This is a genomic window from Xanthobacteraceae bacterium (assembly GCA_019454205.1).
Lineage (GTDB): Bacteria > Pseudomonadota > Alphaproteobacteria > Rhizobiales > Xanthobacteraceae.
Window position 1 is genome coordinate 2,300,597 of record CP075369.1, and the last position, 24,312, is coordinate 2,324,908.

Consider the following 24,312-nt stretch of genomic DNA (forward strand, 5'->3'; position numbering starts at 1 on the left):
TTGCCATAGTTTCGTCATGGCTCTACCGCAGTGCGTCATGTTCCGGTCGCAGGCGGGCCAAGTTCGGCCTGTTTATTGCTACCGGCAAGAAAGCCGAATCCCGGCATCTGCGGAAACTGAAGCAATGGAACTGCGTAAATTCGCTGCCCACTCCGAAGACCTCGCTCAGGAAGCAAATTCCTTCCGGGCCTGCGCTTCGGTTTTGCATATCGCACTGGCCGCGACCCTGATCTTGTCCATTGCCCTGATCCTGACCGTGGCAGGCGCAGGCGACGCCCTCGCGCAGACGCGCCCCGACGTCATGATCATGGAAGAATCGTCGAAGTTCTCGACCGCGCTGGTGCTCGGCGGAATTCTCGTCGTGATGGCGGTGCTGACCGTCATGGCGCTGCGTGATTGCCAGCCCGAACACACCAAGCGCGCAGCGGAAGTCCGCCGCAACGGCAATTCCCGCCGTCAGGCGTAAAACCTTCCCCGCATTGGCGCGTTACCGGCAGGCCCGCTAGGTTTGCCGCATGAAACATCTCGCGCTTTTCCTCGCCGCATTGCTGTTCGCCGCGCCCGCAGCGCAGGCACAGACCGAAGCACCGCTCGTCAAATCCGAGAAGGCAACCTTCCGCGTCGAAACCATCGCGACCGGACTGCAAAATCCGTGGGGCCTCGCGTTTCTTCCCGATGGCCGGATGCTCGTAACCGAACGGCCCGGACGGCTGCGCATCCTCACCAAGGACGGCAAACTCTCCGATCCTGTGGAAGGACTGCCGAAAATCGCGGCGGTCGGTCAGGGCGGACTGCTCGACATCGTGCTCTCGCCCGGATTCGAAAAAGACCGCCTGATCTTCATGAGCTTCGCGGAACCGCGCGACGGCAACGCCAGCAGCACGTCCGTCATGCGCGCGCGTTTCGTCGAGAAGGACGGCAAGGCCACGCTCGAAGACGTGAAGGTGATCTTCCGGCAGGACCCCGCACGGCCCGGCGGATTCCACTTCGGTTCGCGCCTCGTCTTCGCCCGCGACGGAAATCTTTTCGTCACCACCGGCGAGCGCAACCTGAAAACGCCGTCGCAGGATCTCTCCAACCACATCGGCAAAATCATCCGCATTACGCCGGACGGACAGGTGCCGCCGGACAATCCGTTCGTGAAGGATAAAAACGCGCGGCCGGAAATCTGGTCGTGGGGACACCGCAACGTGCAGGGCGCGGCGCTGCATCCCGTCACCGGCAAGCTCTGGATCACCGAACACGGTCCGCGTGGCGGCGACGAGATCAACATTCCCGAACCCGGCAAGAATTACGGCTGGCCCGTGATCGGCTACGGCATCGATTACTCCGGCTCGAAGATTCACGAGAGCACACATCGCGATGGCATGGAGCAGCCGATCTATTACTGGACGCCGTCGATCGCGCCGTCGGGCGCGATGTTCTACACGGCCGACACCTTCCCCGGCTGGAAAGGAAACTTCTTTACCGGCTCGCTGGTATTCACCGCGCTGGTACGCCTCGAACTCGACGGCGAAAAGGTCGTGAAGGAAGAACGCCTGTTGGAGAGCATCGGCGAGCGCATCCGCGATGTGCGGCAGGCGCCCGATGGCACGGTCTGGCTACTGACCGACGCACGCAACGGAAAAGTATTGCGTTTGGTGCCGGCGGAATAATTTCGCACGGACGGGGGATGAAGTGGAAACCGGACAACGCTTCTGGCGAAGGATTCTTGCTACACTGTTGCTGATCCCGCTCCTGCCGGCCTTTGTATTGTTCGCAGTAGGCGCAATTGGAAAAATCACAGGATGCGAACCTGCCGTGCCCTGCAAGGTTGCGGGCATTTGGCTCGGCGAGACCGCGGACCGGACATTGGGTATTGCGACCGGCATTTCCGTTGCCTTCGTCATGCTCGGCGCGGTGTGGCTGCTGCTCTGTCTTTATCCGCTCCATCGCTCATTTATACGCAACCGCTGGCGGATCATCGTGGCGTTTCTCGCTGCGTGCTGGCTGACGCTCGCGCCGATGATGTTCTCCCTGATGGCTGCTTCGTCGGCCGCGAGCGGACGCTGTCAGTTCAACGAAGGCGGCGTCGGCGGCTGCACGTTCTTCGGCGTTCCGTCGCAGGCGGGCCGCGACCTTGGCGCCGCTTTCTGGGGCATATTGATCGGCTATCCGCTTTGCCTGCTCCTGCTGATCGCCTATCTGGTCTTTCTGTTTATCCGCTGGCGGCGCACTAGCGCTGCATCCCCGGCCACTCCCTGACCATCACCACTTGTGGAAAATAAAGAAGGCACCGCCCGCGATCAGCGAGAACCCCACGAAGTGATTCCACGACAGTTTCTCGCCCAGATAGAGCACCGAGAAACCGGCGAATACGATGAGCGTAATCACCTCCTGAATCGTCTTCAGTTGTGCGGCCGAATAAACCGAATGCCCGATGCGGTTCGCCGGCACGGCGAAGCAATATTCGATGAAGGCGATGCCCCAGCTGATAAGAATGGCGAAGATGATCGGGGACGACTTGTCCTTCAGGTGGCCGTACCACGCATACGTCATGAAAATGTTGGAGATGAACAGAAGCAGGATTGGCAAGATCGCAGGCGACAGCGTCATGACGAGAGGCTCCGGCAGCAAGGCGTTTGGGGATAATCCGGGCGGGCGTTGCTTGGCTTCCGCAACACGCTAGGCATAATGCGATTCCCTCCGCAACGTTCACGAAGTACGGGAACCGCCCCATGCGCCTGACCGCACCCACTACCGTCGTCTTTCTGTTGTCCGTCACGCTCGCGGTACTCGCGCTTCTAAGCCTGCTCATTCCCGGCATGGGGATGATCGCGCAGTACCGCTTCGCCGTGATGACCGCGGCCTGGGTGGTCGCGATGGTAGGCATCCTGTTCAAGGGGCTTTAACCGGAACTTCGCGCTGCGTGCGCGCGTTCTGCCAACGGCTTTCGTGATATCGTTGCTTTCCTCACATCCGGAGATTTCTCATGGCCTATCGCCGCGGCGGTTTTGCCCTCACCCCTCCCTCGATGCTGCTGTTCGTGCTCTCGCTCGTGTTCGCGGTGCTCTCACTACTGATCTACTATCGCGTGGTCTCGATCCCGGTCATCAATCCGCGCTACGTCTATGAGCTGCTGCTGCTCGGCTATGCGATTCTGCTGATCGGCGTCGTCTTCCGGCGGGTATGAACCGCCGCGCATTCATCGCGGGCGCCGCTCTCGCGGCGCTCGCGTGTGCTTTTCCGGCCTCCGCGCAAACGTGGAAGACCTATCCGCGGGTTGCCGTTTCCGTTCCCGCGGCTCCGGGCGACATCTCGCTCGGCGTATTCCGCGAGCGCCTGCTCGACATCGCGAAGAACAAGGACAAGGCCACGCTCGAAAAGATTCTGGCGCGCGACTTCTTCTGGGAGCGCGATTTCGGCGGCAGCTTCGAAAAGGGGAAAGCGCCAATCTTACACCTCGACCGCGCACTCGGATTGAGTACGGAAGACGGCGGTGGCTGGCGTTTCCTGATCGCTTTTGCGCAAGCAACACCCGGCCCGCACGGCAAGCGCGCCAATGTTTTATGTTCGCCGCCCGCGCCGCGCTACAGCGACAAGGCATTCGAGAATCTTCTGAAAGTCACGAACTCCGATGTATTCGACTGGAGCTACCCGGCAAAAGAAGGCGTAACGGTGCGCGAGAAAAGCGAAGCGGGGGCGCCCGAAATTGCAAAACTCACACCGCATTTCGTATTCACCGATCTCGCCGGCCGCACGCAGGACTTCAATGCCGAGAAGGACTGGACGGCCGTCATCCTTCCCGACGGCAAGCGCGGCTTCGTTGCGCCGGGCGAATTGCTCACCCCGCTGGACCCGCGCCTTTGCTTCTTGAAGCGTGGTGGAAAATGGTTCATCGCAGGCTATATCGGCGGCGGCGACTGAAATCTTTCCCATGATCCTTCACAAGTATATCGACCAGGGCGGGAACGCCTTCGCGAACATCGAATACGCGCCGAAAGACCGCGTGCTGCTCTCGCATACGAATACGGGATTCGCCGTCCTGAGGATGATCTGGGGCGGACGGCTGCCGGTGAAGACGCTCTATTCCGTCCACTCACTCATCATGGAGCGCATGATGCGCGTGCTTGCGCGCGATACTTCGCTGCCGGAGCGCCCGAAAGGACGCTACGAGAAGGACGAGGCAGCCATGGCGATGTTCCTCGACGCCGCCATCACCGACATCACTGCCGTAGGCAAGGGCGAGGCCGTACCCGGCGCGGTGGAGAAACTCGATCTCGATAACTTGCCGCCACGCCCGATCGCGCTGCTAACGCGCTTCGCCGCCACCGCGGTCTCCAGCGCCGACCTGATCCGCAAGCTGGAGCGGCTGCAGAACATTCCGGGCTGATCGCGAAGAAATGGCGCAATTCCGGGCAACCCGCCGCCCTTCCCTCGCCGCCTTCGCGCGCCCATATTGGGCGCATGCCCAAAGCACCGAAACAAAAGGCCAGTAAGGCCGAAAAGCCCTATCGCACCGCCTCCGGCGTGAATCAGGGCATGGCCGAACGCCCGCAGCTTTCGTTCGACGTGCCGAAACTCGCGCCCTCCGTAGACCCGGAACTCGCCCGCGCCGCGGGCTTCGAGAAGCCGGAGAACGATGCCGATTACGTGCCGTCGCTCGGCTCCACCGCGAGCGCGAATTCGCTGGCCGAATTGATCAAGAACGGCCGTCCGGAAATCAACAACGCAGCGTGGATGCCGCATCGCCCGGAGCGCCCGGCGAAATCCGAAGGCGGCCGGAAGTTCAAGCTGGTTTCGGAATATCAGCCCGCCGGCGATCAGCCGACCGCGATCGACGAACTGGTGAAGGGCGTGAACGACAACGAGCGCACGCAGGTGCTGCTCGGCGTCACCGGCTCCGGCAAAACCTTCACGATGGCGCAGGTGATCGAGCGGGTGCAGCGCCCGGCGCTCATCCTTGCGCCGAACAAGACGCTGGCCGCGCAGCTTTACGGCGAGTTCAAGAACTTCTTTCCCGACAACGCGGTCGAGTATTTCGTTTCCTATTACGACTACTACCAGCCGGAAGCCTATGTCCCGCGCACCGACACCTACATAGAAAAAGACTCCGCTATCAACGAGCAGATCGACCGCATGCGCCACTCGGCGACGCGCGCGCTGCTGGAGCGCGACGACGTTATCATCGTCGCATCGGTGTCGTGCATTTACGGCATCGGCTCGGTCGAAACCTATTCGCGCATGACCTTCGACGTGACGAAGGGCGCAAAGCTCGACCAGCGGCAACTGATCGCGGACCTCGTCGCGCTTCAATATCGCCGCACCGACATGGATTTCGCACGCGGCACGTTCCGCGTGCGCGGCGACGTGATCGAACTGTTCCCCGCGCACTATGAAGACCGCGCCTGGCGCATTTCGCTCTTCGGCGACGAAGTGGAAGCGATCCACGAATTCGATCCGCTCACCGGCCAGAAGCACAACGAACTCGACTTCATCAAGATCTACGCGAACTCGCATTACGTCACGCCGCGCCCGACGCTCAATCAGGCCATCGAAGGCATCAAGATCGAACTGAAGCAGCGCCTCGCCGAACTCCAGAAGGCGGGCCGCCTGCTGGAAGCGCAACGCTTAGAGCAGCGCACCATGTTCGACCTCGAAATGCTGATGGCGGCTGGCGTCTGCTCCGGCATCGAGAACTATTCGCGCTGGCTCACGGGGCGCGCGCCCGGCGAGCCGCCGCCGACGCTGTTCGAATACGTGCCGGACAACGCGCTCATTTTCGTTGACGAAAGCCACGTCACCATTCCGCAGATCGGCGGCATGTATCGCGGCGACTTCCGCCGCAAGGCGACGCTCGCCGAATACGGCTTCCGCCTGCCGTCCTGCATGGACAACCGCCCGCTCCGCTTCGAGGAATGGGACGCGATGCGCCCGCAGACCGTCGCCGTGTCCGCGACGCCCGGCGGCTGGGAATTGAACCAGACGCAGGGCGTGTTCGCGGAACAGGTGATCCGCCCCACCGGCCTTACCGATCCCGACATCGAAATCCGCCCCGCGCGGACGCAGGTGGACGACCTGCTCGGCGAAGTGCGCGAGACGGCGAAGCGCGGCTACCGCACGCTCGTCACCACGCTCACCAAGCGCATGGCCGAGGACCTCACCGAATACCTGCACGAACAGGGCGTGCGCGTGCGCTACATGCATTCGGACATCGACACCATCGAGCGCATCGAGATTATTCGTGACTTACGCCTCGGCGCCTTCGACGTGCTGATCGGCATTAATCTCTTGCGCGAGGGCCTCGACATTCCCGAATGCGGACTGGTCGCTATCCTCGACGCGGATAAAGAGGGATTTCTCCGATCCGAGACTTCCCTTGTGCAAACGATTGGCCGCGCCGCGCGCAACGTGGACGGCCGCGTGATCCTTTATGCCGACAGCGAGACCGGCTCGATGCAGCGCGCGATTGCCGAGACGACGCGCCGCCGCGAAAAGCAGGAGGCGTACAACGCCGCGCACGGGATCACCCCGGAGAGCGTGCGCAAGCAGATCGGCGACATCATGGGTTCAGTCTACGAGCGCGACCGCGTGACGGTGGACGCGGGCTTCGCCGAGGACATCGCGACCTACGGCCACAATTTCGAAGCCGTGCTGGCCGATCTCGAAAAGCAGATGAAGGAAGCGGCCGGCGACCTCAACTTCGAGGAGGCCGCGCGCCTGCGCGACGAAATCAAGCGCCTGCGCGAGGTCGAGATGGCGTTCGTGGACGACCCCACCGCCAAGATGGTCGCAAAAGCGGAGTCCTATGCGGGCCAGAAGAAATTCGGTGCGCCGTTACCCACGGGACGGAAGGCTTCTTCCACGGCGGGAAAGGGTGGCACGAGGACGTTTAAGAGGAAGGGGAGGTAATTCTACCGGGCCTTAAGAAAGTTGCAGCCAAGCAAGAAAAGCAAATTTGAACGTCTTGCAGATTTCAAGTTTGGCCCCCACATGGCCATCATAGGAAAATGTGGGGGCATTTATGTTCGACGGTTTTTATCAAGCTCGTTTTGAAACGCCTGATGGCAATGACCTTGGTGTTATCACGCTAGCCGAAGGCAAAAAGCTTTACGGCGGCAACAACGAATTCCTGTATCTAGGCACTTATGAGCGTAAAGGGGATAATTTTATCGCTGACGTAGAGGTCAAGCCGCTATTTGTGCAGTTTTCTGGAAGAGCCCGTAAATATGTCCGCAAAATCAAAATGATAGGACGCGGCGGATTCCAGAACATTATGTGCGTTTGCGAATCGTCAGATTCACCCGGCGTTAAAATTAAAGCGGTTCTTGAGCGTGTGATTATCTGAACGCACTGAATAGTGTCACACACAAATCGCGGAGAGGAGGACGATGAATTCACTCCAGCGAAGATGGGAAGGAGCCAAACTACGATTACGATACTGGATCGACAATTTTTATTTGCGTTTCATTGTGGGCCCCTCGAAGCGACCCGATCCGATAGACATTCCCGTTGTTTTTAGCCACTTCATAAAATCTTTTGGCGGGGAAACAAGCGACGACTTGTATTTAAATGTCGCCACGAGAGCTACTAACGCGGACTATATATTCCGCAGTGAGAACATCGTTGCGGAACTTAAATGCCTTGAGATTGATCCGCTCGACTTGAAACGCGCAGACCTAATGTTACGCCTCTTAACAAAAGCAGGACTTACAGGAAGCGAAATTATCCAGTGGTCATTCGGAAAAATACCATTGCCCCCAAACGGTGTCAGAATACTTCAGACTTATTTCAAAAAACTAATCGAGAAAATTGCTCGTAAAGCGAATAAGCAAATTGCATCCTCGAAAGCTACAGAGTCGCTTCCTAGCGCGCTTGGCGTGCTACTCATTGCCAATGACAATAATTATCTATTCAGCCCGTTACATAAATACGATTTGATTTCGGATGTTATGTCGCGGCATCTAAATTCGTCAGAAATCAAAGCAGTGGTGTTCTTCTCGCCAAATGTACCAATGATTGTGCCTGGCTCCTTGCGCGAATGGCTAGTTTGGATTCCCGCATACGCCCCCAACCCACCTCAGCGTCTTGTCGATTTTATTGATCGACTTGGCCATGAGTGGGGGCAGCACATGATGAAAAACGAAGGGGCGCCACATTTAAAATTCTCTGACGTTCCATTTGGAAGAAACACCCTTGGGCGAGGGCGAAATCTTCGCTAGCGGAACAATTTTACACCTCGTCATGGCCGGACTTGACCCGGCGGCAGTGAAAGATAGCACCGTCATTCCGGGGCGCGAGCGCAAGCGAGCGAACCCGGAATCCAGAGCAATTAATGCAAACCGTTATGGATTCCGGGTCCACGCCTGCGGCGTGCCCCGGAATGACATATAAGAGCGGAATGAAAAGCCTCACGCTCATTCTCGCCCTCTTCCTCACCTCCCCCGCACTCGCGCAACCAGCGCCGCAAATCCCGCAGCCGCAGTATCGCGTCGAGTGCCGCGGGCAGTTCGGGCCGAAGGCGACCCACGCCGATCTGGTGAAAGTCTATGGCGCGAAGAACGTCACCTACGAAGACGTAAACCGCGCCGAGGGCGAGGTCGTCAAAGCCAGCGTGATCTTCGCGAAAGACCCCGCGCGCCGCCTCGAAATCGAATGGTACGACGAGAAGAAGCGCGCACGGCCGAGCACCATCACCGTGTTCGGCGAGAAGAACCGCTGGATCGGCCCCTTCGGCATCACGAACGGCATGACGATCCAGCGCATCGAGCAGATCGCGGGCAAGCCGTTCAAGATCAACGGCTTCGCCTTCGACGTCGCGGGCAAGGGCCACTTCGAGGGCACGAAACTGGAAAAGCTCGCGGGCGGGTGCAGCTTCGACGCGCATTTCGAGATCGAGGGCGGCCAGCCGCCGGAGCACCTGAAGCACTTCATCGGCGAAGTCGAGATCGAAAGTAACGACCCCGATCTGCTCACGCTGAAACCAAGGCTCTGGATTTACACGCTGAGCTATCCGCCCGCCGGACAGTGAGCCTGCTTGCCCCGCGCGCCCGCGCGTGACTATGATCGGCGCATGAAAACACGCATCCATATTTTCATTTTTTGCAGCGCAATTTTCTTCGCCGGTTCGTTACACGCCCAGATCCTGAAAAAAGACGCGGCGACCTGCGCTTCTTCTTTCGTGCCGCCGCTCACGGTGCGGATTTCACCGGTTTCAGGATTGCGAATTATGTAAGTGACAGAGCCAGCCTGCGCCGGCGGCATCGGCACCATCATCAGCAGATTGAACAGCGCGGAAAAAATCCCGGAGGCCTTGCCAGTTTTCTCGCCGACGATTTCCCAGCCCGGAATGAGTTCGGCCATGGGCGCGGGATTCTTCTCTACTGGTCCCGCGGGCCATATTGACGCAAGCCCGTATCCTGCACCCGTATGCCGATGCTCGGATCTTCGGCGACGTTGACGGCGTTCGTACGCTCGAATCTCACCGGCCTGTTGTCCAGCGGGCGATAGCTGAAATGCGCAAGCGCGAAAACCGCCGCCAGCAACAGCAGAAACAGCGCATCGGTCGAAAGACGTGGCGTGAGCTTCATAGCTTCGCACCCGAACCCGCAACGTCCGGAAATTGTCGCAGGTTCGACGCGGCTTGTTAAGCCACCTGTAGCGTAAAAAAACTACGGCGCGCGGCTGACATGCGCGGACTGCCCCTCGCGCAGGCTCCTGTCGAGGGGCGCAGAAGTGAGCGCAATCGCCAGCACGATTGCGGCCGCGAAAGCGCAAACCACCAACAGGTCCAATGGGGAATGGAGCTTCATGACCCACCTCCAGAGGGAAAAACGTGGAGGCGGCACAAGGGTTCCGGCGCGTTTCGTGCGTTGGTTAACGCCTCAATCGAGGGTGCAGCGCGCCGTGCCGCGTCCGTCGCGGGGGCCTGCGCGGAAATAAATTTCCGCCGCGAATTCCTTGCCGCGTTCCTCGAACCTGCCTCGATCTGCAATTCCGCCGTCTCCCCCGCCGAGAGTGGCTGCCGCGCGTGAACACGCACCGTCTTCTCGCGGATCGACTGTTGCAGGATATGCCCGGCTTCGAGCTCGTATTCGTCGGCGCCGATCCGCACCAGCGTGCGGAAGGAATCGAGATGCGACGGCGGAAATCCACCCGGCGCAAACGCCCAGACATAGGCGTTCACGTACCCTTTGTTCGGCATGCAGCTCAACACCAGCGGATCAGCAACAGCCGGCGACACCCAAAACAGCACGGCCAGCGCCACGCCTGCACGCTTCATTCGACGAAACACTTCACCTTGCCACGGATCGTGACCGGCTTCGTCTTGTCTTTCTTGTTCGAGGAGCCGTAGGTCACTTCATAGGTGCCCGGCCAGTCGTCTTCGTCTTGCGGGTTGCGTTTGACGTTGACGTTGATGGTGTAGGTCTGCTCGCCGGAGCGCGCACCAAAGCGCACGCGGATAATGCCGCCTGCGCCGTAAAAACTTTTGACGTCGGATTTCTTGAATTCGATCTTCTTGCCGTCGAGTTCAAGTTCGGCGCCGAAGTTGATGAGGCCGGGTTCCGAGCGCGGCGTCGCGCCGCCGACCGCGAAGCGCGTCACGTTCTTGTCGTCGGCTTCGCAACTGAAACCGGCGGAAGCCTGCGCTGCGCCGGGAAACGCCGCGAGCGCCACAACCAGAAACAGAATACGCTTCATCTTTCTCTCCTATCCGCCCGTGCAGGCGATGCGCCCGCTCACCGTCGCGCCGCCATAGCGCACGAAATATCCGCCGCCGTAATCCATCGGGCCGCTGCGGTCGATCGCGAGAATCTCGATCTCCACCTCCTTGCCGTCCGGCAAGGTCTTGCGCACCAACATCCGGATTTCGCCGGTCCACGAAAACAGTTTCACGTCACCCGGCCCGAAGACGGTTTCGCCGAACAGGTCGGTCTTCAGCACGCCTTCAAGCGTCGAAAAGCGGCTTTTGTCGTCCGGCATCACTGCCTGAAACTGTAACCGCTCGACCCCACGGTCGGCGGCAATGCAAAAGAGATTGGCTTCCGCCCGCGCGTGCCCGGCCACCACCACGCAGCCGGCAAGCGCAAGGGCTACCCGCCCGAACATTTCACCTTGCCGCTTTTATTCTGTTTCGGCGCACGCACCACGTAGGTGCCCTCGAAGTCGAGGCCGTCGTCGCCTGCGGGCTTCGCATAGATGCGAACCTCCAGCGGACCCTGCGGAGTGCGCTTCACGATATGAATGGCGATGTTGTTGCCCCAGTTGAACGACTTCACGTCGTTTCTGGAAAACGCAATCGTCTTGCCCGGCTCGATCTCGAGTTCACCCCGGAACGAAGCCAGGTACTTTCCGTCACGCGAGGTAATGCCCTCGATGATCAGGGCCGCGACATTCTTGTCGTCGGCGGCGCAGTCGACATTGGCGGACGCAAACGCACCATGCACCATCGCGAGCAGGACGGCGGCGGTGAAGAAAACCCGTTTCATCAGTGTCTCCGGGAAAACCGCGCGGCTTATAGCCGATCCGCTACATGGCGGAAATGACGAAAGCGCGAGCGGCCAGCTTTCCGCAACGGTCAAGGCCATGCGAAGGTCGCCGGATAGCTCGCCCAGCCGAAGATTCTTCCAGTCTCCCGAGCCGCCATGAAACGCCTGTTCCCCCTCACCGCTTTCGTTCTCTGCCTCACTTCACCGGTGCCCGCACAAAGCTCCGACATCATCAAGCGCACTGAAGCGCCGAAGGAAGTGCTGGCCGCGATCACCTGCGATCACGTCCTCGATTACGTCACGCGCCAGCCCTTCGCCGGCGGCTGGCTCTGGCAATTAAAGTGTCCTAGCAATCATGCGAACGAAGTCGCGGCACAGGTTTTCTCTCGCGACAGGGAAGGTAAAGACGCGAAGCTGATCCGCTTTCCCACCCCCTACAAGGGCAAGGATACGCGGCTGGAGGAAATCTCGAACGTCGAAGTCTTCCCGGCCACGCGCGAGTTCAACCATCTCTTCATCAACCCGGAAGACGACGCGGTCTGCCGCACCGAGGCGCGCTGGATCGCACGCGATCCACTGAAGCCCGAACTGGTGTTCTGGCGCGAGACCAAGGATTGCGACGGCAAGCGCGGCTGGCGCGTGCTTGTGAACAGGAAGAAGTGACGCCACGCACACGGAACACCTTTGCGCCGGAAGGCTGAATCGACTCCCGTCCGCGCGCGGTCTAGCCTTCGGGACAGATGCGGGCAGTCTGGAGTGGCGTCATGAAACTGGTTACGGCAGCCGCGCTCGCGGCGCTTCTATCCGCAATCGCCGCGTTCGCAACCGCGGCTCCTGCCTCGGCCAAGGATGCAGCCGTCGCCGCCAATGCGCAGCCGTTCCGCGCTTATGGCATCAATCGTCCGCTGAATTATCGCTTCCCGGTGCTGCCGCGAAATCACTCGTTCAATGCGCAGCGTCCGCATCACCCCGGCTGGCAGCATCGTCCACGCCGCCAGACCGGCTTCCCCATCCTGCGCGGGCCTGCGGTGATCTATCAGAACGGCGAAATCGGATTGCCGGACGAGCGCGAGGACGTAACCGCGGCGATCCCCACCGCGCAGCCGGTAGTCCACCGCGTCGGCGATACCGGCCAGTGCAACGTGCAGCAGGTGCGCGTGCCCGGTTCGCAGGGCCGCACCACGGTCAACATCTGGCGCTGCTGAGCCGGCAATAAAAAACCCGGCGCCGCGAAGGCGCCGGGTTCCGCTTCAATAGGAAAGCGGGCGCTTAGCCCATCTTGTTCTTCACTGCGCCGACGATGGCAGTCAGCACCGCGCCAGCGACACCGCCGCCGACCAGGCTGCCACCAATGGCAGCGGGATCGCCGCTCGCAACCGTGCCCTGCAGCGCCGGGATCAGCGCCTGAAGAATCTGGCCGCCGATACCGCCACCGACCGCGCCGATGATGATGTTGCCGATCGGGCCGGCAGTGAGGTTCTTCAACGTCTGACCGATGGCAGTTCCGCCGATTGCGCCTGCGATGGCCTGAACAATGATATTGATGATGGTTGGCGACATAGGCGCCTCCTGTGTTTGCCCCGCGCGAAGATGAAACCCGGCCGGCCGCCCCCACGGAGCCGGTTCGGCTGCCGGTAGACGCACCCGCCGCGGGAAGCGGCGGATGCGAAACTCCGCTACTTCTTCGTGAACACGCCGGTGATGGTGTCCCAGATGCTGCGCGCGGCTTTCGTCCCGAAATCGAGGATCGAACCTGCGATGACGTTCGGCGTCATTTCCTTCGCGAACATCTTGGTCTTCGAGAGCGTGAGCGGACCGGCGACGCCGTCGGCCGGAATGCCGTTCTTCTTCTGGAATTCCTTGACCGCATTCGCGGTCGCCGGACCATAGCGGCCGTCGGCGGTGATGCCGAGTTCGGTCTGGAGCTTCTTCACCGTCTCGCCCACCGAGCCGACGGTCAGCAGCACAAGCTGCGGCAGACCCATGTGCGTGAAGGTGTCGGGACCGGCCACGCCGTCGACTGCGATCTTTTCCTTGGCCTGATACTCGCGCAGCGCTTTCTCCGTCGCCGGACCGAACTGTCCGTCCACGGTCACGCCGAGTTTCTCCTGCAACAACTTAACCGGCTCGCCGGCCATGCCCGCTTTGAGGATAGTCATTTCCCAACTCCATGAGAATCCAAGACCGGGAACATGATACCGCGCGCCCAGTAACACAATGGCTACGGCGACGGCGTTCTACTTATGGAGCGAAAAAATTTTGCGGAAAATGCAGGCAGGTCAGCGCACGGAAGCCGTTCGCACGGGCACGATCCGCCTTGCCGCTGCGTAAACCGCAAGACCGAACGCCACGTAGAACAGCGTTACCGTAAGGTACATCGGGAAATACCGCGTCACGCGCGAGACATACTCCGCGATTCCGAGCATGTAGAATTCGCTGCCGAAGAAGTAGCCGAGATTGGAAATAATAAAAAAGACAGCCGTACCGGCGACGACGAAGCAGACGAACTTTCCGGCCGTCACCACGTCGATCTTTTCCTCGCCGCGCAACGCGCGGCCCGCGAACCACAACGCACCGTAAGCAGGCGCGAGCAGCGCATAGCCCGAACTCATGCAGGCATCCGCAACCTTGACCCAGCCGATCGCAAACGCATCGAGCGCAACCGCTTCGACGAGCAGCGCGCCGAGAAACCACACCGGCGCAACCAGCAACCCGGCGAGGAAGAACACCCCGGTCGAAGCGTCCGGCGCGATGTTGCCGATACCGAAGTGATGCACCCGCGTAACCGCCATGAGCAGTGCGAGCGCAGCGGCGGCGACAATCTGGGCTTTCGGTTTCAGAACGAACATGGCGCATTCCGGATCAGGGGAAATTTGCGGCAACCTAGGACCACCCCCACCCCGACGCAAGTGCAGCATTTCCCGGTGGAACCGGCTATCCTGCTTGACCCGGACCGGCTGCCAAGCAATCGTCCGGCCAAATAACGAAGCAGGATCGTACCCATGAAAGTCAGGCTTGCGGCAGCCATCGCGCTCCTTGGCCTTTGCCTCTCCGCGAACCCGGCCCCGGCCGCAAGCTGGCTGGAAATGAACTTCGGCCTGCTCGGCGGCCCCGGCTACGACGGCGCTGTGCCGGAGTGCGATTGGGGCCTTGGCACGATCACCTCGCGCTTCCATGCCAAGGAGCAGCACTTCTGGGCATCCGACGCGCGCATCGAAACCTTCGCCGACGTGAAACAGATCGCGTTCCGCCCGTGGAGCGACAAGCTGATTCCCCGCCGCTACTGCGAAGCGAAGGTGCTGGTCTCAAGCGCACATTATAATGCGCAGCGCTGGACCAAGGTTTACTACTCGATCGGCGAAGACACCGGCTTCGCCGGCTTCACTTGGGGCGTGACATGGTGCGTGGTCGGCCTGGACCGCAACCTCGCCTACGCGCCGCGCTGCCGCGCCGCGAGACCGTAATCATGCGCAGACTGCTGATCGCCGCTGCTTTCTTGCTCGCGGCTTCTTCGGGTCAGGCACAACAACAGCAATACGGCGAACCGGGACAGTTCGACTTCTATGTCCTCGCCCTGTCGTGGTCGCCTTCGTATTGCGAGTCGGCGGGGAATCGCGCCGATCCGCAACAATGCAGCCGCCGCGGCGCGCGGCCCTATGCCTTCGTGGTGCACGGTCTCTGGCCGCAATACGAGCGGGGCTTTCCGTCTGATTGCGTCTACAACCCGCCCTACGTTCCCAACCAGCTCGTCAACAGCATGCTCGACGTGATGCCGAGCCGGCGTCTGGTCATCTACCAGTGGCGCAAGCACGGCACCTGCTCCGGCCTGAATTCGGCGGAGTATTTCGCGCTGATGCGCAAGGCGTTCGAGAAGGTGAAGATCCCGCCGAAGTTCGCCCAGTCCACCGAGTATCAGACGGTGTCGCCGCCCGAAGTCGAGAATGCCTTCCGCGCCGCCAATCCGAAGCTGGAAGCGGAGATGATCGCGGTCACCTGCGACCGCCGCAATCTTCGCGAAGTGCGCATCTGCCTGACCAAGGATCTCGAATTCCGGAGCTGCCCGCAGGTGGACCGTCAAGCCTGCCGCAACCCGCGCATCGTGCTGCCGCCCGTGCGCGGCGGCTGACCGGCGGCCGCGCCGGATGAATTACCGGCACCGTTTCCACGCCGGCAACTTTGCCGATGTCTTCAAGCACGCGGTCTATCTGCGCGTGCTCGCGCACCTGAACAAGAAGGACGCCGTCTATCGCGTGCTCGATACCCACGCAGGCAGCGGCCGTTACACGCTCGCCGACACCGCGACGAAACCCGGCGAGTTTCGGGGCGGCATTGCACGCATTTACGAGACCCCGCCCGCGGGCGAAGCCGGCGAATTGCTGGCGGACTATCTCCGCATCGTCCGCGAAACGAACGACGGCGGCGAACTGCGCCACTATCCCGGCTCGCCTGCGATCGCGGCGGCCGTGGCCGGCAGGAACAAGCTGGTGTTCTGCGAGGCCGATGAAGACGCCTTCAGCGGCCTTGCGAAATTCGCGTCCAGGCACCGCAACGCGGCCGCGCGCCACATGGACGGCTATCAGGCGTTAAAGGCGATGCTGCCGTTTCCCGAACGCCGCGGCGTGGTCCTGATCGACCCGCCGTTCGAACACGCCAACGAATTCGCGAACATCGCCGCCGGAATTGGCGAAGCGATGCAGCGCTTCGCGACCGCGACCTATCTGGTCTGGTATCCGCTGAAGAACCGGCATGATACCGCCGCCGCGGTTCGCCGCATCGCACGCGCGGCGGAAGGGCGTGAAGCGCTGAAGCTGGAAATCGAAATCGCCCCGCCCCGCGCCGATGGCGCGCTGACGGCATGCGGCATACTGGCGATCAATCCGCCATGGACGCTGGCGCGGGAATGCCACGTGATGCTGCCCGCATTGCGGGACGCGATGGCGCAGGATCGTGCGGCGGCGCGTATTGAGCCTATGGATTAGGCAGAACTGCTTTTCAACCGGCCCCGGATGCCCTACGATTTTTGCGCAGGAAAAAGAGCCGCACCACAAGCGGCCGAGGAAACATTCAAGGGGGAAAAGGCGCATGCCTACCGGTACGGTGAAGTTCTTTAATTCCGAAAAAGGCTACGGATTCATTCAGCCCGACGGCGGCGGACGCGATGTTTTCGTCCATGTCTCCGCGGTGATGGCTTCGGGACTGGGCACGTTGAACGAAGGACAGCGCGTTTCGTTCGAGATGGAAGACGACAAGCGCGGCAAGGGACCGAAAGCGGTCAATCTCAAAGGGGCGGCCTGAGCGATCGGGCCGTCTGTTCAATCCATATGGTGACGTTACGCAGTTCGCCGCCCTCTCCGTTCGGGCGGAAAGTGAAAATCGCCGCCAATCTGCTTGGGCTGATGGGCGATATCAAAATCGAGAACACCGATACCACCGATCCTTCCGATCCGATCCGGAAGCAGAACCCGCTCGGGAAAATTCCCGCGCTGGTTCTGGAAGACGGCATGGTGCTCTACGATTCCCGCGTCATTCTCGAATACCTCGACTTCAAGGCAGGCGGCGGGAAGATCCTTCCCGCTTCCGGCATGGCGCGGATCGAGGCGTTGCGTCTGCAAGCGCTGGCTGACGGCATCATGGATGCCGGCATCCTGCGGATGTACGAAATCCGCTGGCGGCCGGAAGACCGCCGCGAGGAAAAGTGGGTGACGCATCAATCCGGCAAGATGGAGCGCGCACTCGCAACGCTGGAAGCCTCGCCGCCTCAGCTGTCGAAGCTGCCGGACGTCGGCCAGATCGCACTGGCCTGTGCGCTCGGCTATCTCGACTTCCGTTTCGAGGGAAAGTGGCGCGCGGCGTACCCGAAACTGGTGAATTGGCTCGACGATTTCGCCGCCGCGGTGCCCGCGTACGAAGCGACCAAACCGCACTGAACGCGGCGAAGGACAGGCCGAAGGCGAAACAAAAAACGGAACGAACAAGCCGCACGAAAAGAAAAAGCCCCGGACTTTCGTCCGGGGCTTTCTCGTTTCGGATCGTTACGGCTTAGCGGCCGAAGCGATAGTTCAGACCGAACTTGACGGTCGAGATGTCGGTGCCGCCGAGGGTCACGTTGTTGTCGAAGTTGTAGTACGCGTACTCAACCTTCGCGGACCAGTTCGGAGCGAACGCCCATTCGATACCGAGGCCGAGCGTGTAGCCGGTGTCGGAGTCGTGAACGCCAGCAACCGCGTTGCGGTTAAACGCAACACCGCCGGTGCCGTAGAACAGCGTGCGGTCGACCGCGTAGCCGAGACGCGCGCGGACGGTGCCGAGGTAATCGATGTGCGAGTGAACGCCAGCGATCGAGTCGTTCATGTCAGTGCCGGTGATGTCAGCCTCGAGACCGAACACCCAGTTCGGCGAGAACTGCCAGTTGTAACCAGCCTGCAGACCGCCAACGAAACCGGTCGGCTCGAGGCCGCTGTCAGTGTCCGACCAGCCGTAGCCGACGTGACCACCGAAGTAGAAACCGGTCCAGTCGAACACGCGGACGACCGGCGCCTTGTAGTAAGGCTGACGCACCGGAACGTCGGCAGCCGACACCGGCGACGCGGCAACCAGAACAGCCAGCGAAACGCCAGCGAGCAAAATCTTCTTCATCACAGACCTTCCTTCATTTCATTCTTTACGGAACGAACGACCCCCGTAAGGCGAGGCCGGCATCGAAACGTTGGGTTCTTAAACTCCAAAATCCCCCGGAAAACTATGCCTTTTCGGCAACATTGCCCGGGAAATAAGGTACCTGAATAAGGCGAAAACCGGACATTGTGACGACCGATTTCCGGCTACGGAACGCGAACGCAACGTCAACCGAAAAGTTCCCGTAAAATTTTATTCAAGCGCGAAAAAGTTCCCCGCGTTTCGAGAAAAGTTCCAACCTTAGAAGCGATAGTTCACGCCTGCGCGTAACATGCTGGCGCTGAACCCAACCCCCAACGGACCGCCGATCGTTGTGTACGTCTGCGATCCGAAGTCGGTGTAGATGTATTCGAGTCTTACGCTGACATTCGGCGAAATCATGCCTTCGATGCCTGCGCCCAGCGCAAAGCCCCAATGCGTTTGGTCATTGGAGAGCGAGGCAACGGTGACTTCGCCGTTGGCATAAGCAAGACCGCCGGTGGCGTAGAGCATCACCCGGTCGAACGCGTAGCCGAGACGTCCGCGAATCGTTCCGATGTTATTGACCGCGAAATTCCCGCCGGGAATCGCACCGTCGATGCCGGTGAACGTGATGTCGGTTTCGACGCCGAACAGCATGCCGCTGACGAGCTGATAGTTGTAACCGAGCTGACCGCCGATCAGATAACCGCTCTGGTCGTTGCCGTTCGCATCGGACCAGCCCCAGCCGCCGTTGAGGCCGCCGTAGAATCCGGTCCAGTTGAACAGGTTCCGATAGACTTGGGGATTGTTGTTGTAGCGCTGCGGGATGTCGCCCGCGCGCACCGTGCCCGTAACGGCAATCACCGCCACCAGTGCGAGCATGATTTTTTTCAAGATGGCCTCCTCCGCCGGAGCGGACTTCCAGAACCGCATTTCGGGTAACGATAAAATTTTCGGATAATCCGAGTCGTTAACCGTGGCGGCCCGCGGCGGGCTTCTTCGTTGCCGTGCCTAATGATCGGTTAATTCCGGTTCTCCCGAACCCGATTTGAGGCCGGAAGTGCTGCCGTTCTTCGCCTTCGGCGGCACGGAAGCGCACCCGCTGGCCGTAAGCCGGACAAACTCCTATTTTCCTAAAATGGAGCGCGAACGCATCAATCCCGGCCCGCAACCCGATCCGCGCGAGATCGAGGAAGAAGAAGGCCTGATCGGCGCCGAGGCGGACGACGAGGAAGAGGAAGAAGAAGTCCTCGTCGAGGAGCCGGAGGATGATGATTCCGAGCCGGACAACGCACCGTTCCGCACCGGCCGCGAAACCATCCTGCGTTTCCAGAAGAACTCTCCCGCCGGTCCCGGCGTGTACCGCATGATCGATGCACAGGGTTCGGTGCTCTACGTCGGCAAGGCCAAGAGCATCCGCAAGCGCGTGATCTCCTATACGCGCCCTACCGGACACTCGCGCCGTATCCAGCGCATGATCGCGGCGACCGCGAGCATGGAGTTCGTCACCACGAACACCGAGACGGAAGCGTTTCTGCTCGAAGCGAACCTCATCAAGCGCTTCCGCCCCTATTACAATGTGCTGCTGCGCGACGATAAATCGTTCCCGTACATTCTGCTGACCGGCGACCACCCCGCGCCCGCCATCACCAAGCATCGCGGCGGACGCAACCGCGCAGGCGATTATTTCGGCCCGTTCGCATCCGGCCTGTCGGTGAACCGCACCATCACCGCACTGGAGCGCGCGTTCTTCCTGCGCTCCTGTTCCGACTCAGTCTACGAGAGCCGCACGCGGCCATGTCTTCTGTTTCAGATCAAGCGCTGCTCCGCGCCGTGTACGGGCGAGATTGGACTCGAAGAATACAATCGCCTGGTCGGCGAAGCGCGGCAGTTTCTCTCCGGCAAGAGCAACGCCATCAAGGAACGGCTCGCGCAGGAGATGCAGCAAGCCTCCGATGGACTGGACTTCGAGCGCGCGGCAATGCTGCGCGACCGGCTCGCCGCACTCTCGGCGGTGCAGTCGCAGCAAGGCGTGCATCCGCGAAACCTCGATGAAGCGGATGTATTCGCCTGCTACCAGCAGGGCGGCCTGACCTGCGTGCAGAGCTTCTTCATCCGCAACGGCCAGAACTGGGGCAACCGCGCGAACTTCCCGCGCGCGGGACGCGACGTGAGCATCGAGGAAGTCATGGAGAGCTTCCTCGGCCAATTCTACGCGGACAAGGCGATCCCGAAACTGGTTCTGGTTTCGCATCTTCCCGTCGAGCACGAATTACTCTCGCAGGCGCTATCCGAGAAGGCGGGACATAGGGTTGAAATTTCGCTGCCCAAGCGCGGCGAGAAATACGAGCTGATCGCGAACGCGATGAAGAACGCGCGCGAAGCGCTGGAGCGTAACCTCGCCGAGTCTGCTTCCCAGCACCGGCTCCTGAACAACCTCGCCGAAACGCTCGGCCTTCCTCATGCGCCGCGCCGGATCGAGGTGTATGACAACAGCCACATCATGGGCACGAACGCGGTCGGCGCGATGATCGTCGCTGGCGCGGAAGGATTCGCGAAAAGCCAATACCGCAAGTTCAACATCAAGTGGCCTGAAACAAAGGCTGGCGACGACATCGGCATGATGCGCGAGGTGCTGCTGCGCCGCTTCAAGCGTCTCGCGGAAGAACATCCGCGCAGCCATCGCGACATGGTGCCCGAGAATGCCTCCGATACCCCGTGGCCGGACCTCGTCATCGTGGACGGCGGGCAGACGCAGTTCAGCGCTGCGCGCGAAGCGCTGGAAGAAGCGGGCGTGGAAAACATCCCGTTGCTCGCGGTGGCAAAGGGGCTGGACCGGGAGTCCGGCCGGGAAACCTTCCATATCATGGGACGCGAACCGTTCCGCCTGCCGCCGCGCGACCCCGTGCTCTATTTCGTCGAGCGTCTGCGCGACGAAGCGCATCGCTTCGCCATCGGCTCGCACCGTGCGCGGCGTGCGAAAAGCATCGGCAGTACCGGGCTACAGGAAATCCCCGGCGTCGGGCCGTCGCGAAAGCGCGCGCTGCTGCACCATTTCGGCACCCTGAAAGCCATCGAGAGCGCCTCGCTCGCCGACCTCGAAAATGTGCCGGGCATCGACGCGCGGCTGGCAAAGGCAGTCTACGACTACTTTCATGCGAATGGATGACGGCCACGTTGCGCAGTGCCGCATTGACGCCGCCAAATTGGGGTGTCTTGCTCTGCAGCAGACATGAATCAGAACCCGCAAACGGCCTCACCGGTCAGCACACCGAAGCAAGACAGTTCGCCGACCAGCCTCGCGAACATGCTGACGTATGGCCGCATCGCCGCGGTGCCCGCGGTCGCGGCCTGTCTGTTCGGAATCGCGGTTCTCGACGGCGGCCTGTGGCTGCGCTGGCTGGCGCTCGCCATCTACACTGCCGCGGCAATCACCGACTATCTCGACGGCTGGGCCGCGCGCACCTACGGCCAATTTTCGCGGCTCGGCCGGATGCTCGATCCGATCGCCGACAAACTTCTGGTTTCGTCGTGCCTGCTGATGCTCGCCGCCGACGGCACCATCCGCGGCTGGGCGCTGTGGGCCGCGATCATCATTCTCTGCCGTGAGATTCTCGTTTCCGGCCTGCGCGAGTTTCTCGCGGAATTGCGCGTGAGCGTACCGGTCACGAATCTCGCGAAATGGAAAACGATGATGCAGCTCGTCGCAATCGGTTTCCTGATCGCGGGCGATGCCGGCGACGTTATTTTGCCCTATACCTCGCTGATTGGCGTGACGTTGCTGTGGGTATCCGCGCTTCTCACCCTTTATACCGGCTATGACTATTTCCGCGCCGGCTCGAAACATCTTGTCGAGTAGCTGGACCGGGTATCGGAAATGAAGATCGTCTACTTCGCATGGCTGCGCGAACGTCTCGACAAATCCGAGGAAGACGTCGAGCTGCCTGCGTCCGTGCAGACCATCGGCGACCTGCTGGAATGGATGAAGACGCGCGGCGAAGAATACGAACTCGCGTTCGAGAACCCGAAGGTGATCCGCGCCGCCATCGACAAGACCCATGTGCGCGCGGAAGCGAAGATCGCCGGCGCGAGCGAGATCGCCTTCTTCCCGCCGATGACGGGCGGCTGACGCCATGGGCGGCGAAAGCGTTCGCATCTCGGCCGTACCCATCGACACGAATGCCGAAACGCAAGCCTTGTCGCAGGCCGGAGCCGGGATCGGCGCGGTCGTGACCTTCTCCGGCATCTGCCGCGCCGACGAAAAGGGCGCGCAGATCGCGGCACTTCACCTCGAACATTATCCCGGTATGGCGGAGAAAGAGATTTCCGCGCATGTCGCCGAAGCGAACAAGCGCTGGCCGCTGCTTGCCGCGCGAGTCGTACATCGCGTCGGCCGCATCGAACCCGGTGAAGTCATCGTCTTTGTCGCAACCGCCAGCGCGCATCGCGAGGCGGCGTTTGCGGCGGCCGAATTCATCATGGACTACCTGAAGACCAGCGCACCGTTCTGGAAAAAGAGCGAAGGCGGCGGCCGCGAAGCATGGGTGGACGCGAACGAGAAAGACGAGCGCGCCGCCGCGCGCTGGAAATAAGAGGGAATAATGCCATGCGCAAGCGGCTTACAGGCCTCGCTCTCGCTTTCCTCTTGCTCGCGGGACCGGAGAGCGCGCCGGCCTTCGCGCAGGATCAGGGCTGGCGCACCTATGCAAATCCACGTTTCGGCACCACCGCCGACTATCCGTCGCAGATATTTTCCCGGCGCGAACCTCCGCCCACGAACGGCGACGGACAGGCCTTCACCAGCACCGACGGCAGCGCGCGGCTTTCGATTTATGGCTCGTTCAACAGCACGGACGATACCCCGCGCTCTTACGTCGATAATTATGTGAGGCCGGAAGGCCCGCTCGCCTACGAGCATATTACCGGCAATTTCTTCGCCGCCTCCGGCGTCCGCGGCGACAGGATTCATTACCTGCGCTGCAACTTCGGACGCGGCAATCCCGGCATCATCCATTGTTTCGCAATCGAATATCCGGCGCGCGAAAAGCAGCGCTGGGATGCGATTGTCACGCGGATCAGCGCATCGCTTCGCGCTGGGCCGGGAATCGAGCGCTGACCGGGAAAAGCGGCGTTTTCATCCGTTAGCTACTCAACAAAAACCGTCATGGCCGGGCTTGTCCCGGCCATTCACCCCTTCCGAAATGCAACGCCTAAAACGTAGATGCCCGGCACAAGGCCGGGCATGACGAATTAATTATCCGAGATACGAGCGGAAGCTACGCCGCCGCCTGCTTCGGCTGCACGGCGGCCGTATAGTCGTCCATTAGCGTCTGCGTGATCTTGGCGGGCGTGAACTTCCAGTCCCCGATTTCACCGACCGGGGTCACCTCCGCCGCCGTGCCGGTGATGAAGCACTCGCTGAAGCCGGAAAGCTCTTCCGGCTTGATGTGGCGCTCGATCACCTCGTAGCCGCGGCGCTTGGCGAGATCGATCACCGTGCGGCGCGTGATGCCGTCGAGGAAGCAATCCGGCGTCGGCGTGTGGATCTTGCCGTCCTGAATGAAGAACATGTTGGCGCCGGTGCACTCGGCGACGAAGCCGCGATAGTCGTACATCATCGCGTCGGCATAGCCTTTGCGCTCGGCCTTATGCTTCGAGATCGTGCAGATCATGTACAGGCCCGCCGCCTTCGCCTTGCACGGGATCGTCGCCGGATCGGGACGGCGATATTCCGCGACATCGAGGCGGATGCCTTTCATCTTCTGCGCCGGGTCGAAGTAGCTCGGCCATTCCCAGGTCGCGATCGCGAGGTGAATCTTGTTCATCTGCGCCGAGACGCCCATCATCTCGGAACCGCGCCACGCCACCGGGCGCACATATGCGTCCCTCTGGCCGTTGGTCGAAAGCACCAGCTTCTTGGCTTCGTCGATCTCGGCGACCGAGAAGGGAATCTCGAAATCGAGCAGTTCGGCCGACTTCCGCAGCCGCTCGGAATGTTCAGTGCTCTTGAAGATTTCGCCGCCGTAGGCGCGCTCGCCCTCGAACACGCAGCTTGCGTAGTGGAGGCCGTGGGACAGTACGTGGAGATTGGCGCTCTCCCACGGCACCAGCTTGCCGTCGTACCAGATTTTCCCGGGACGTTTATCGAAAGGTTCACCGGCCATAACGCATTCCTCCAACACGGAAGCCCGCTTCGGGCTTGTTTTCG

Annotated in this window: 37 protein-coding genes; 23 read left to right on the top strand and 14 right to left on the bottom strand. The window is 61.1% G+C overall.

Annotated features, from left to right (window positions below; translation table 11 throughout):
* Positions 1 to 124: 124 nt before the first annotated feature.
* From KF794_11485 to KF794_11495, 3 genes are all read left to right on the top strand, one after another.
* Positions 125 to 466 (top strand): hypothetical protein, encoded by a 342-nt coding sequence (locus KF794_11485; protein ID QYK44392.1) that lies wholly within the window; start codon positions 125 to 127, stop codon positions 464 to 466.
* Between the two features lie 49 nt (positions 467 to 515).
* Positions 516 to 1,655, top strand: coding sequence for a PQQ-dependent sugar dehydrogenase (locus KF794_11490; GenBank protein QYK44393.1), 1,140 nt, complete (start codon positions 516 to 518; stop codon positions 1,653 to 1,655).
* 145 nt (positions 1,656 to 1,800) lie between these two features.
* Complete coding sequence (locus KF794_11495; GenBank protein ID QYK44394.1) at positions 1,801 to 2,244, top strand: hypothetical protein; 444 nt, start codon at positions 1,801 to 1,803, stop codon at positions 2,242 to 2,244.
* A gap of 3 nt (positions 2,245 to 2,247) precedes the next feature.
* On the opposite strand, the gene KF794_11500 is transcribed toward KF794_11495, so the two are convergent.
* Positions 2,248 to 2,595 carry a DMT family protein gene (locus tag KF794_11500; protein QYK44395.1) on the bottom strand — a complete coding sequence of 116 codons (348 nt, stop codon included), beginning with the start codon at positions 2,593 to 2,595 and terminating at the stop codon, positions 2,248 to 2,250.
* 122 nt (positions 2,596 to 2,717) lie between these two features.
* On the opposite strand from KF794_11500, the gene KF794_11505 reads away from it, so the two are divergent.
* From KF794_11505 to KF794_11540, 8 genes are all read left to right on the top strand, one after another.
* A complete protein-coding gene (locus KF794_11505) occupies positions 2,718 to 2,891 on the top strand; it encodes a hypothetical protein (protein QYK44396.1) in 174 nt (57 codons plus the stop codon).
* Positions 2,892 to 2,971: 80 nt separating this feature from the next.
* Positions 2,972 to 3,172 carry a hypothetical protein gene (locus KF794_11510; GenBank protein QYK44397.1) on the top strand — a complete coding sequence of 67 codons (201 nt, stop codon included), beginning with the start codon at positions 2,972 to 2,974 and terminating at the stop codon, positions 3,170 to 3,172.
* Positions 3,169 to 3,906 (top strand): hypothetical protein, encoded by a 738-nt coding sequence (locus KF794_11515; GenBank protein ID QYK44398.1) that lies wholly within the window; start codon positions 3,169 to 3,171, stop codon positions 3,904 to 3,906. Before KF794_11510 ends, KF794_11515 begins: the two co-directional genes overlap by 4 nt.
* 10 nt (positions 3,907 to 3,916) lie before the next feature.
* Positions 3,917 to 4,372 carry a hypothetical protein gene (locus KF794_11520; protein QYK44399.1) on the top strand — a complete coding sequence of 152 codons (456 nt, stop codon included), beginning with the start codon at positions 3,917 to 3,919 and terminating at the stop codon, positions 4,370 to 4,372.
* Positions 4,373 to 4,521: 149 nt separating this feature from the next.
* Entirely contained in the window at positions 4,522 to 6,891 is a 2,370-nt protein-coding gene (uvrB, locus tag KF794_11525; protein QYK46685.1) for an excinuclease ABC subunit UvrB, read from the top strand.
* A gap of 112 nt (positions 6,892 to 7,003) precedes the next feature.
* Positions 7,004 to 7,327 (top strand): hypothetical protein, encoded by a 324-nt coding sequence (locus tag KF794_11530; protein QYK44400.1) that lies wholly within the window; start codon positions 7,004 to 7,006, stop codon positions 7,325 to 7,327.
* Positions 7,328 to 7,370: 43 nt separating this feature from the next.
* Positions 7,371 to 8,201: a hypothetical protein gene (locus KF794_11535; protein ID QYK44401.1), complete on the top strand. Its 831-nt coding sequence runs from the start codon at positions 7,371 to 7,373 to the stop codon at positions 8,199 to 8,201.
* A gap of 179 nt (positions 8,202 to 8,380) precedes the next feature.
* A complete protein-coding gene (locus KF794_11540; GenBank protein QYK44402.1) occupies positions 8,381 to 9,010 on the top strand; it encodes a hypothetical protein in 630 nt (209 codons plus the stop codon).
* A gap of 29 nt (positions 9,011 to 9,039) precedes the next feature.
* Here KF794_11540 and KF794_11545 read toward each other — a convergent pair whose 3' ends face one another.
* The 7 genes from KF794_11545 to KF794_11575 all read right to left on the bottom strand — a co-directional run bounded on the left by KF794_11545 (position 9,040) and on the right by KF794_11575 (position 11,468).
* Positions 9,040 to 9,342 carry a hypothetical protein gene (locus tag KF794_11545; protein ID QYK44403.1) on the bottom strand — a complete coding sequence of 101 codons (303 nt, stop codon included), beginning with the start codon at positions 9,340 to 9,342 and terminating at the stop codon, positions 9,040 to 9,042.
* Between the two features lie 17 nt (positions 9,343 to 9,359).
* On the bottom strand, positions 9,360 to 9,569 hold the full coding sequence (locus KF794_11550) for a hypothetical protein (GenBank protein ID QYK44404.1): 210 nt from the start codon (positions 9,567 to 9,569) through the stop codon (positions 9,360 to 9,362).
* Positions 9,570 to 9,650: 81 nt separating this feature from the next.
* On the bottom strand, positions 9,651 to 9,791 hold the full coding sequence (locus KF794_11555; GenBank protein ID QYK44405.1) for a hypothetical protein: 141 nt from the start codon (positions 9,789 to 9,791) through the stop codon (positions 9,651 to 9,653).
* Positions 9,788 to 10,261 (bottom strand): hypothetical protein, encoded by a 474-nt coding sequence (locus KF794_11560; GenBank protein QYK44406.1) that lies wholly within the window; start codon positions 10,259 to 10,261, stop codon positions 9,788 to 9,790. Before KF794_11560 ends, KF794_11555 begins: the two co-directional genes overlap by 4 nt.
* Positions 10,258 to 10,680, bottom strand: coding sequence for a hypothetical protein (locus KF794_11565; GenBank protein ID QYK44407.1), 423 nt, complete (start codon positions 10,678 to 10,680; stop codon positions 10,258 to 10,260). Before KF794_11565 ends, KF794_11560 begins: the two co-directional genes overlap by 4 nt.
* 9 nt (positions 10,681 to 10,689) lie before the next feature.
* On the bottom strand, positions 10,690 to 11,088 hold the full coding sequence (locus KF794_11570; protein ID QYK44408.1) for a hypothetical protein: 399 nt from the start codon (positions 11,086 to 11,088) through the stop codon (positions 10,690 to 10,692).
* The gene (locus KF794_11575; GenBank protein ID QYK44409.1) at positions 11,073 to 11,468 is read right to left on the bottom strand and encodes a hypothetical protein; all 396 of its coding nucleotides are present in this window, start codon (positions 11,466 to 11,468) and stop codon (positions 11,073 to 11,075) included. Before KF794_11575 ends, KF794_11570 begins: the two co-directional genes overlap by 16 nt.
* Before the next feature lie 156 nt (positions 11,469 to 11,624).
* On the opposite strand from KF794_11575, the gene KF794_11580 reads away from it, so the two are divergent.
* Together KF794_11580 and KF794_11585 are read left to right on the top strand one after the other, a co-directional pair.
* Positions 11,625 to 12,131 (top strand): hypothetical protein, encoded by a 507-nt coding sequence (locus tag KF794_11580; GenBank protein ID QYK44410.1) that lies wholly within the window; start codon positions 11,625 to 11,627, stop codon positions 12,129 to 12,131.
* Between the two features lie 101 nt (positions 12,132 to 12,232).
* Positions 12,233 to 12,673 carry a hypothetical protein gene (locus KF794_11585; GenBank protein ID QYK44411.1) on the top strand — a complete coding sequence of 147 codons (441 nt, stop codon included), beginning with the start codon at positions 12,233 to 12,235 and terminating at the stop codon, positions 12,671 to 12,673.
* A 64-nt stretch (positions 12,674 to 12,737) separates the two neighbouring features.
* Here the strand turns inward: KF794_11585 and KF794_11590 are convergent, their stop codons facing one another.
* The 3 genes from KF794_11590 to KF794_11600 all read right to left on the bottom strand — a co-directional run bounded on the left by KF794_11590 (position 12,738) and on the right by KF794_11600 (position 14,317).
* A complete protein-coding gene (locus KF794_11590) occupies positions 12,738 to 13,028 on the bottom strand; it encodes a hypothetical protein (protein ID QYK44412.1) in 291 nt (96 codons plus the stop codon).
* Positions 13,029 to 13,144: 116 nt separating this feature from the next.
* Entirely contained in the window at positions 13,145 to 13,627 is a 483-nt protein-coding gene (locus KF794_11595) for a peptidoglycan-binding protein (GenBank protein QYK44413.1), read from the bottom strand.
* 120 nt (positions 13,628 to 13,747) lie between these two features.
* The gene (locus tag KF794_11600; GenBank protein QYK44414.1) at positions 13,748 to 14,317 is read right to left on the bottom strand and encodes a hypothetical protein; all 570 of its coding nucleotides are present in this window, start codon (positions 14,315 to 14,317) and stop codon (positions 13,748 to 13,750) included.
* Positions 14,318 to 14,470: 153 nt separating this feature from the next.
* On the opposite strand from KF794_11600, the gene KF794_11605 reads away from it, so the two are divergent.
* The 5 genes from KF794_11605 to KF794_11625 all read left to right on the top strand — a co-directional run bounded on the left by KF794_11605 (position 14,471) and on the right by KF794_11625 (position 17,395).
* Positions 14,471 to 14,932: a hypothetical protein gene (locus KF794_11605; GenBank protein QYK44415.1), complete on the top strand. Its 462-nt coding sequence runs from the start codon at positions 14,471 to 14,473 to the stop codon at positions 14,930 to 14,932.
* Positions 14,933 to 14,934: 2 nt separating this feature from the next.
* Positions 14,935 to 15,594, top strand: coding sequence for a ribonuclease T2 (locus KF794_11610; GenBank protein QYK44416.1), 660 nt, complete (start codon positions 14,935 to 14,937; stop codon positions 15,592 to 15,594).
* 16 nt (positions 15,595 to 15,610) lie between these two features.
* Complete coding sequence (locus KF794_11615; GenBank protein QYK44417.1) at positions 15,611 to 16,447, top strand: 23S rRNA (adenine(2030)-N(6))-methyltransferase RlmJ; 837 nt, start codon at positions 15,611 to 15,613, stop codon at positions 16,445 to 16,447.
* A gap of 103 nt (positions 16,448 to 16,550) precedes the next feature.
* The gene (locus KF794_11620) at positions 16,551 to 16,763 is read left to right on the top strand and encodes a cold-shock protein (protein QYK44418.1); all 213 of its coding nucleotides are present in this window, start codon (positions 16,551 to 16,553) and stop codon (positions 16,761 to 16,763) included.
* 26 nt (positions 16,764 to 16,789) lie between these two features.
* The gene (locus tag KF794_11625; GenBank protein ID QYK44419.1) at positions 16,790 to 17,395 is read left to right on the top strand and encodes a glutathione S-transferase family protein; all 606 of its coding nucleotides are present in this window, start codon (positions 16,790 to 16,792) and stop codon (positions 17,393 to 17,395) included.
* Between the two features lie 112 nt (positions 17,396 to 17,507).
* Here the strand turns inward: KF794_11625 and KF794_11630 are convergent, their stop codons facing one another.
* Both KF794_11630 and KF794_11635 read right to left on the bottom strand, forming a co-directional pair.
* Positions 17,508 to 18,104, bottom strand: a complete 597-nt coding sequence (locus KF794_11630) for a porin family protein (protein ID QYK44420.1) — start codon at positions 18,102 to 18,104, stop codon at positions 17,508 to 17,510.
* Positions 18,105 to 18,383: 279 nt separating this feature from the next.
* Positions 18,384 to 18,986 carry a porin family protein gene (locus KF794_11635; protein QYK46686.1) on the bottom strand — a complete coding sequence of 201 codons (603 nt, stop codon included), beginning with the start codon at positions 18,984 to 18,986 and terminating at the stop codon, positions 18,384 to 18,386.
* Between the two features lie 256 nt (positions 18,987 to 19,242).
* Here KF794_11635 and uvrC point away from each other — a divergent pair, with 256 nt between their 5' ends.
* From uvrC to KF794_11660, 5 genes are all read left to right on the top strand, one after another.
* Positions 19,243 to 21,273, top strand: coding sequence for an excinuclease ABC subunit UvrC (gene uvrC / locus KF794_11640; protein QYK46687.1), 2,031 nt, complete (start codon positions 19,243 to 19,245; stop codon positions 21,271 to 21,273).
* Positions 21,274 to 21,336: 63 nt separating this feature from the next.
* Positions 21,337 to 21,963, top strand: coding sequence for a CDP-diacylglycerol--glycerol-3-phosphate 3-phosphatidyltransferase (pgsA, locus tag KF794_11645; protein QYK44421.1), 627 nt, complete (start codon positions 21,337 to 21,339; stop codon positions 21,961 to 21,963).
* Between the two features lie 18 nt (positions 21,964 to 21,981).
* Positions 21,982 to 22,233 carry a molybdopterin converting factor subunit 1 gene (moaD, locus tag KF794_11650; protein ID QYK44422.1) on the top strand — a complete coding sequence of 84 codons (252 nt, stop codon included), beginning with the start codon at positions 21,982 to 21,984 and terminating at the stop codon, positions 22,231 to 22,233.
* A 4-nt stretch (positions 22,234 to 22,237) separates the two neighbouring features.
* Positions 22,238 to 22,696: a molybdenum cofactor biosynthesis protein MoaE gene (locus tag KF794_11655; GenBank protein ID QYK44423.1), complete on the top strand. Its 459-nt coding sequence runs from the start codon at positions 22,238 to 22,240 to the stop codon at positions 22,694 to 22,696.
* A gap of 14 nt (positions 22,697 to 22,710) precedes the next feature.
* The gene (locus KF794_11660) at positions 22,711 to 23,220 is read left to right on the top strand and encodes a hypothetical protein (protein QYK44424.1); all 510 of its coding nucleotides are present in this window, start codon (positions 22,711 to 22,713) and stop codon (positions 23,218 to 23,220) included.
* Positions 23,221 to 23,380: 160 nt separating this feature from the next.
* Here KF794_11660 and KF794_11665 read toward each other — a convergent pair whose 3' ends face one another.
* Positions 23,381 to 24,268 carry a branched-chain amino acid aminotransferase gene (locus tag KF794_11665; protein ID QYK44425.1) on the bottom strand — a complete coding sequence of 296 codons (888 nt, stop codon included), beginning with the start codon at positions 24,266 to 24,268 and terminating at the stop codon, positions 23,381 to 23,383.
* Between the last annotated feature and the right edge of the window lie 44 nt (positions 24,269 to 24,312).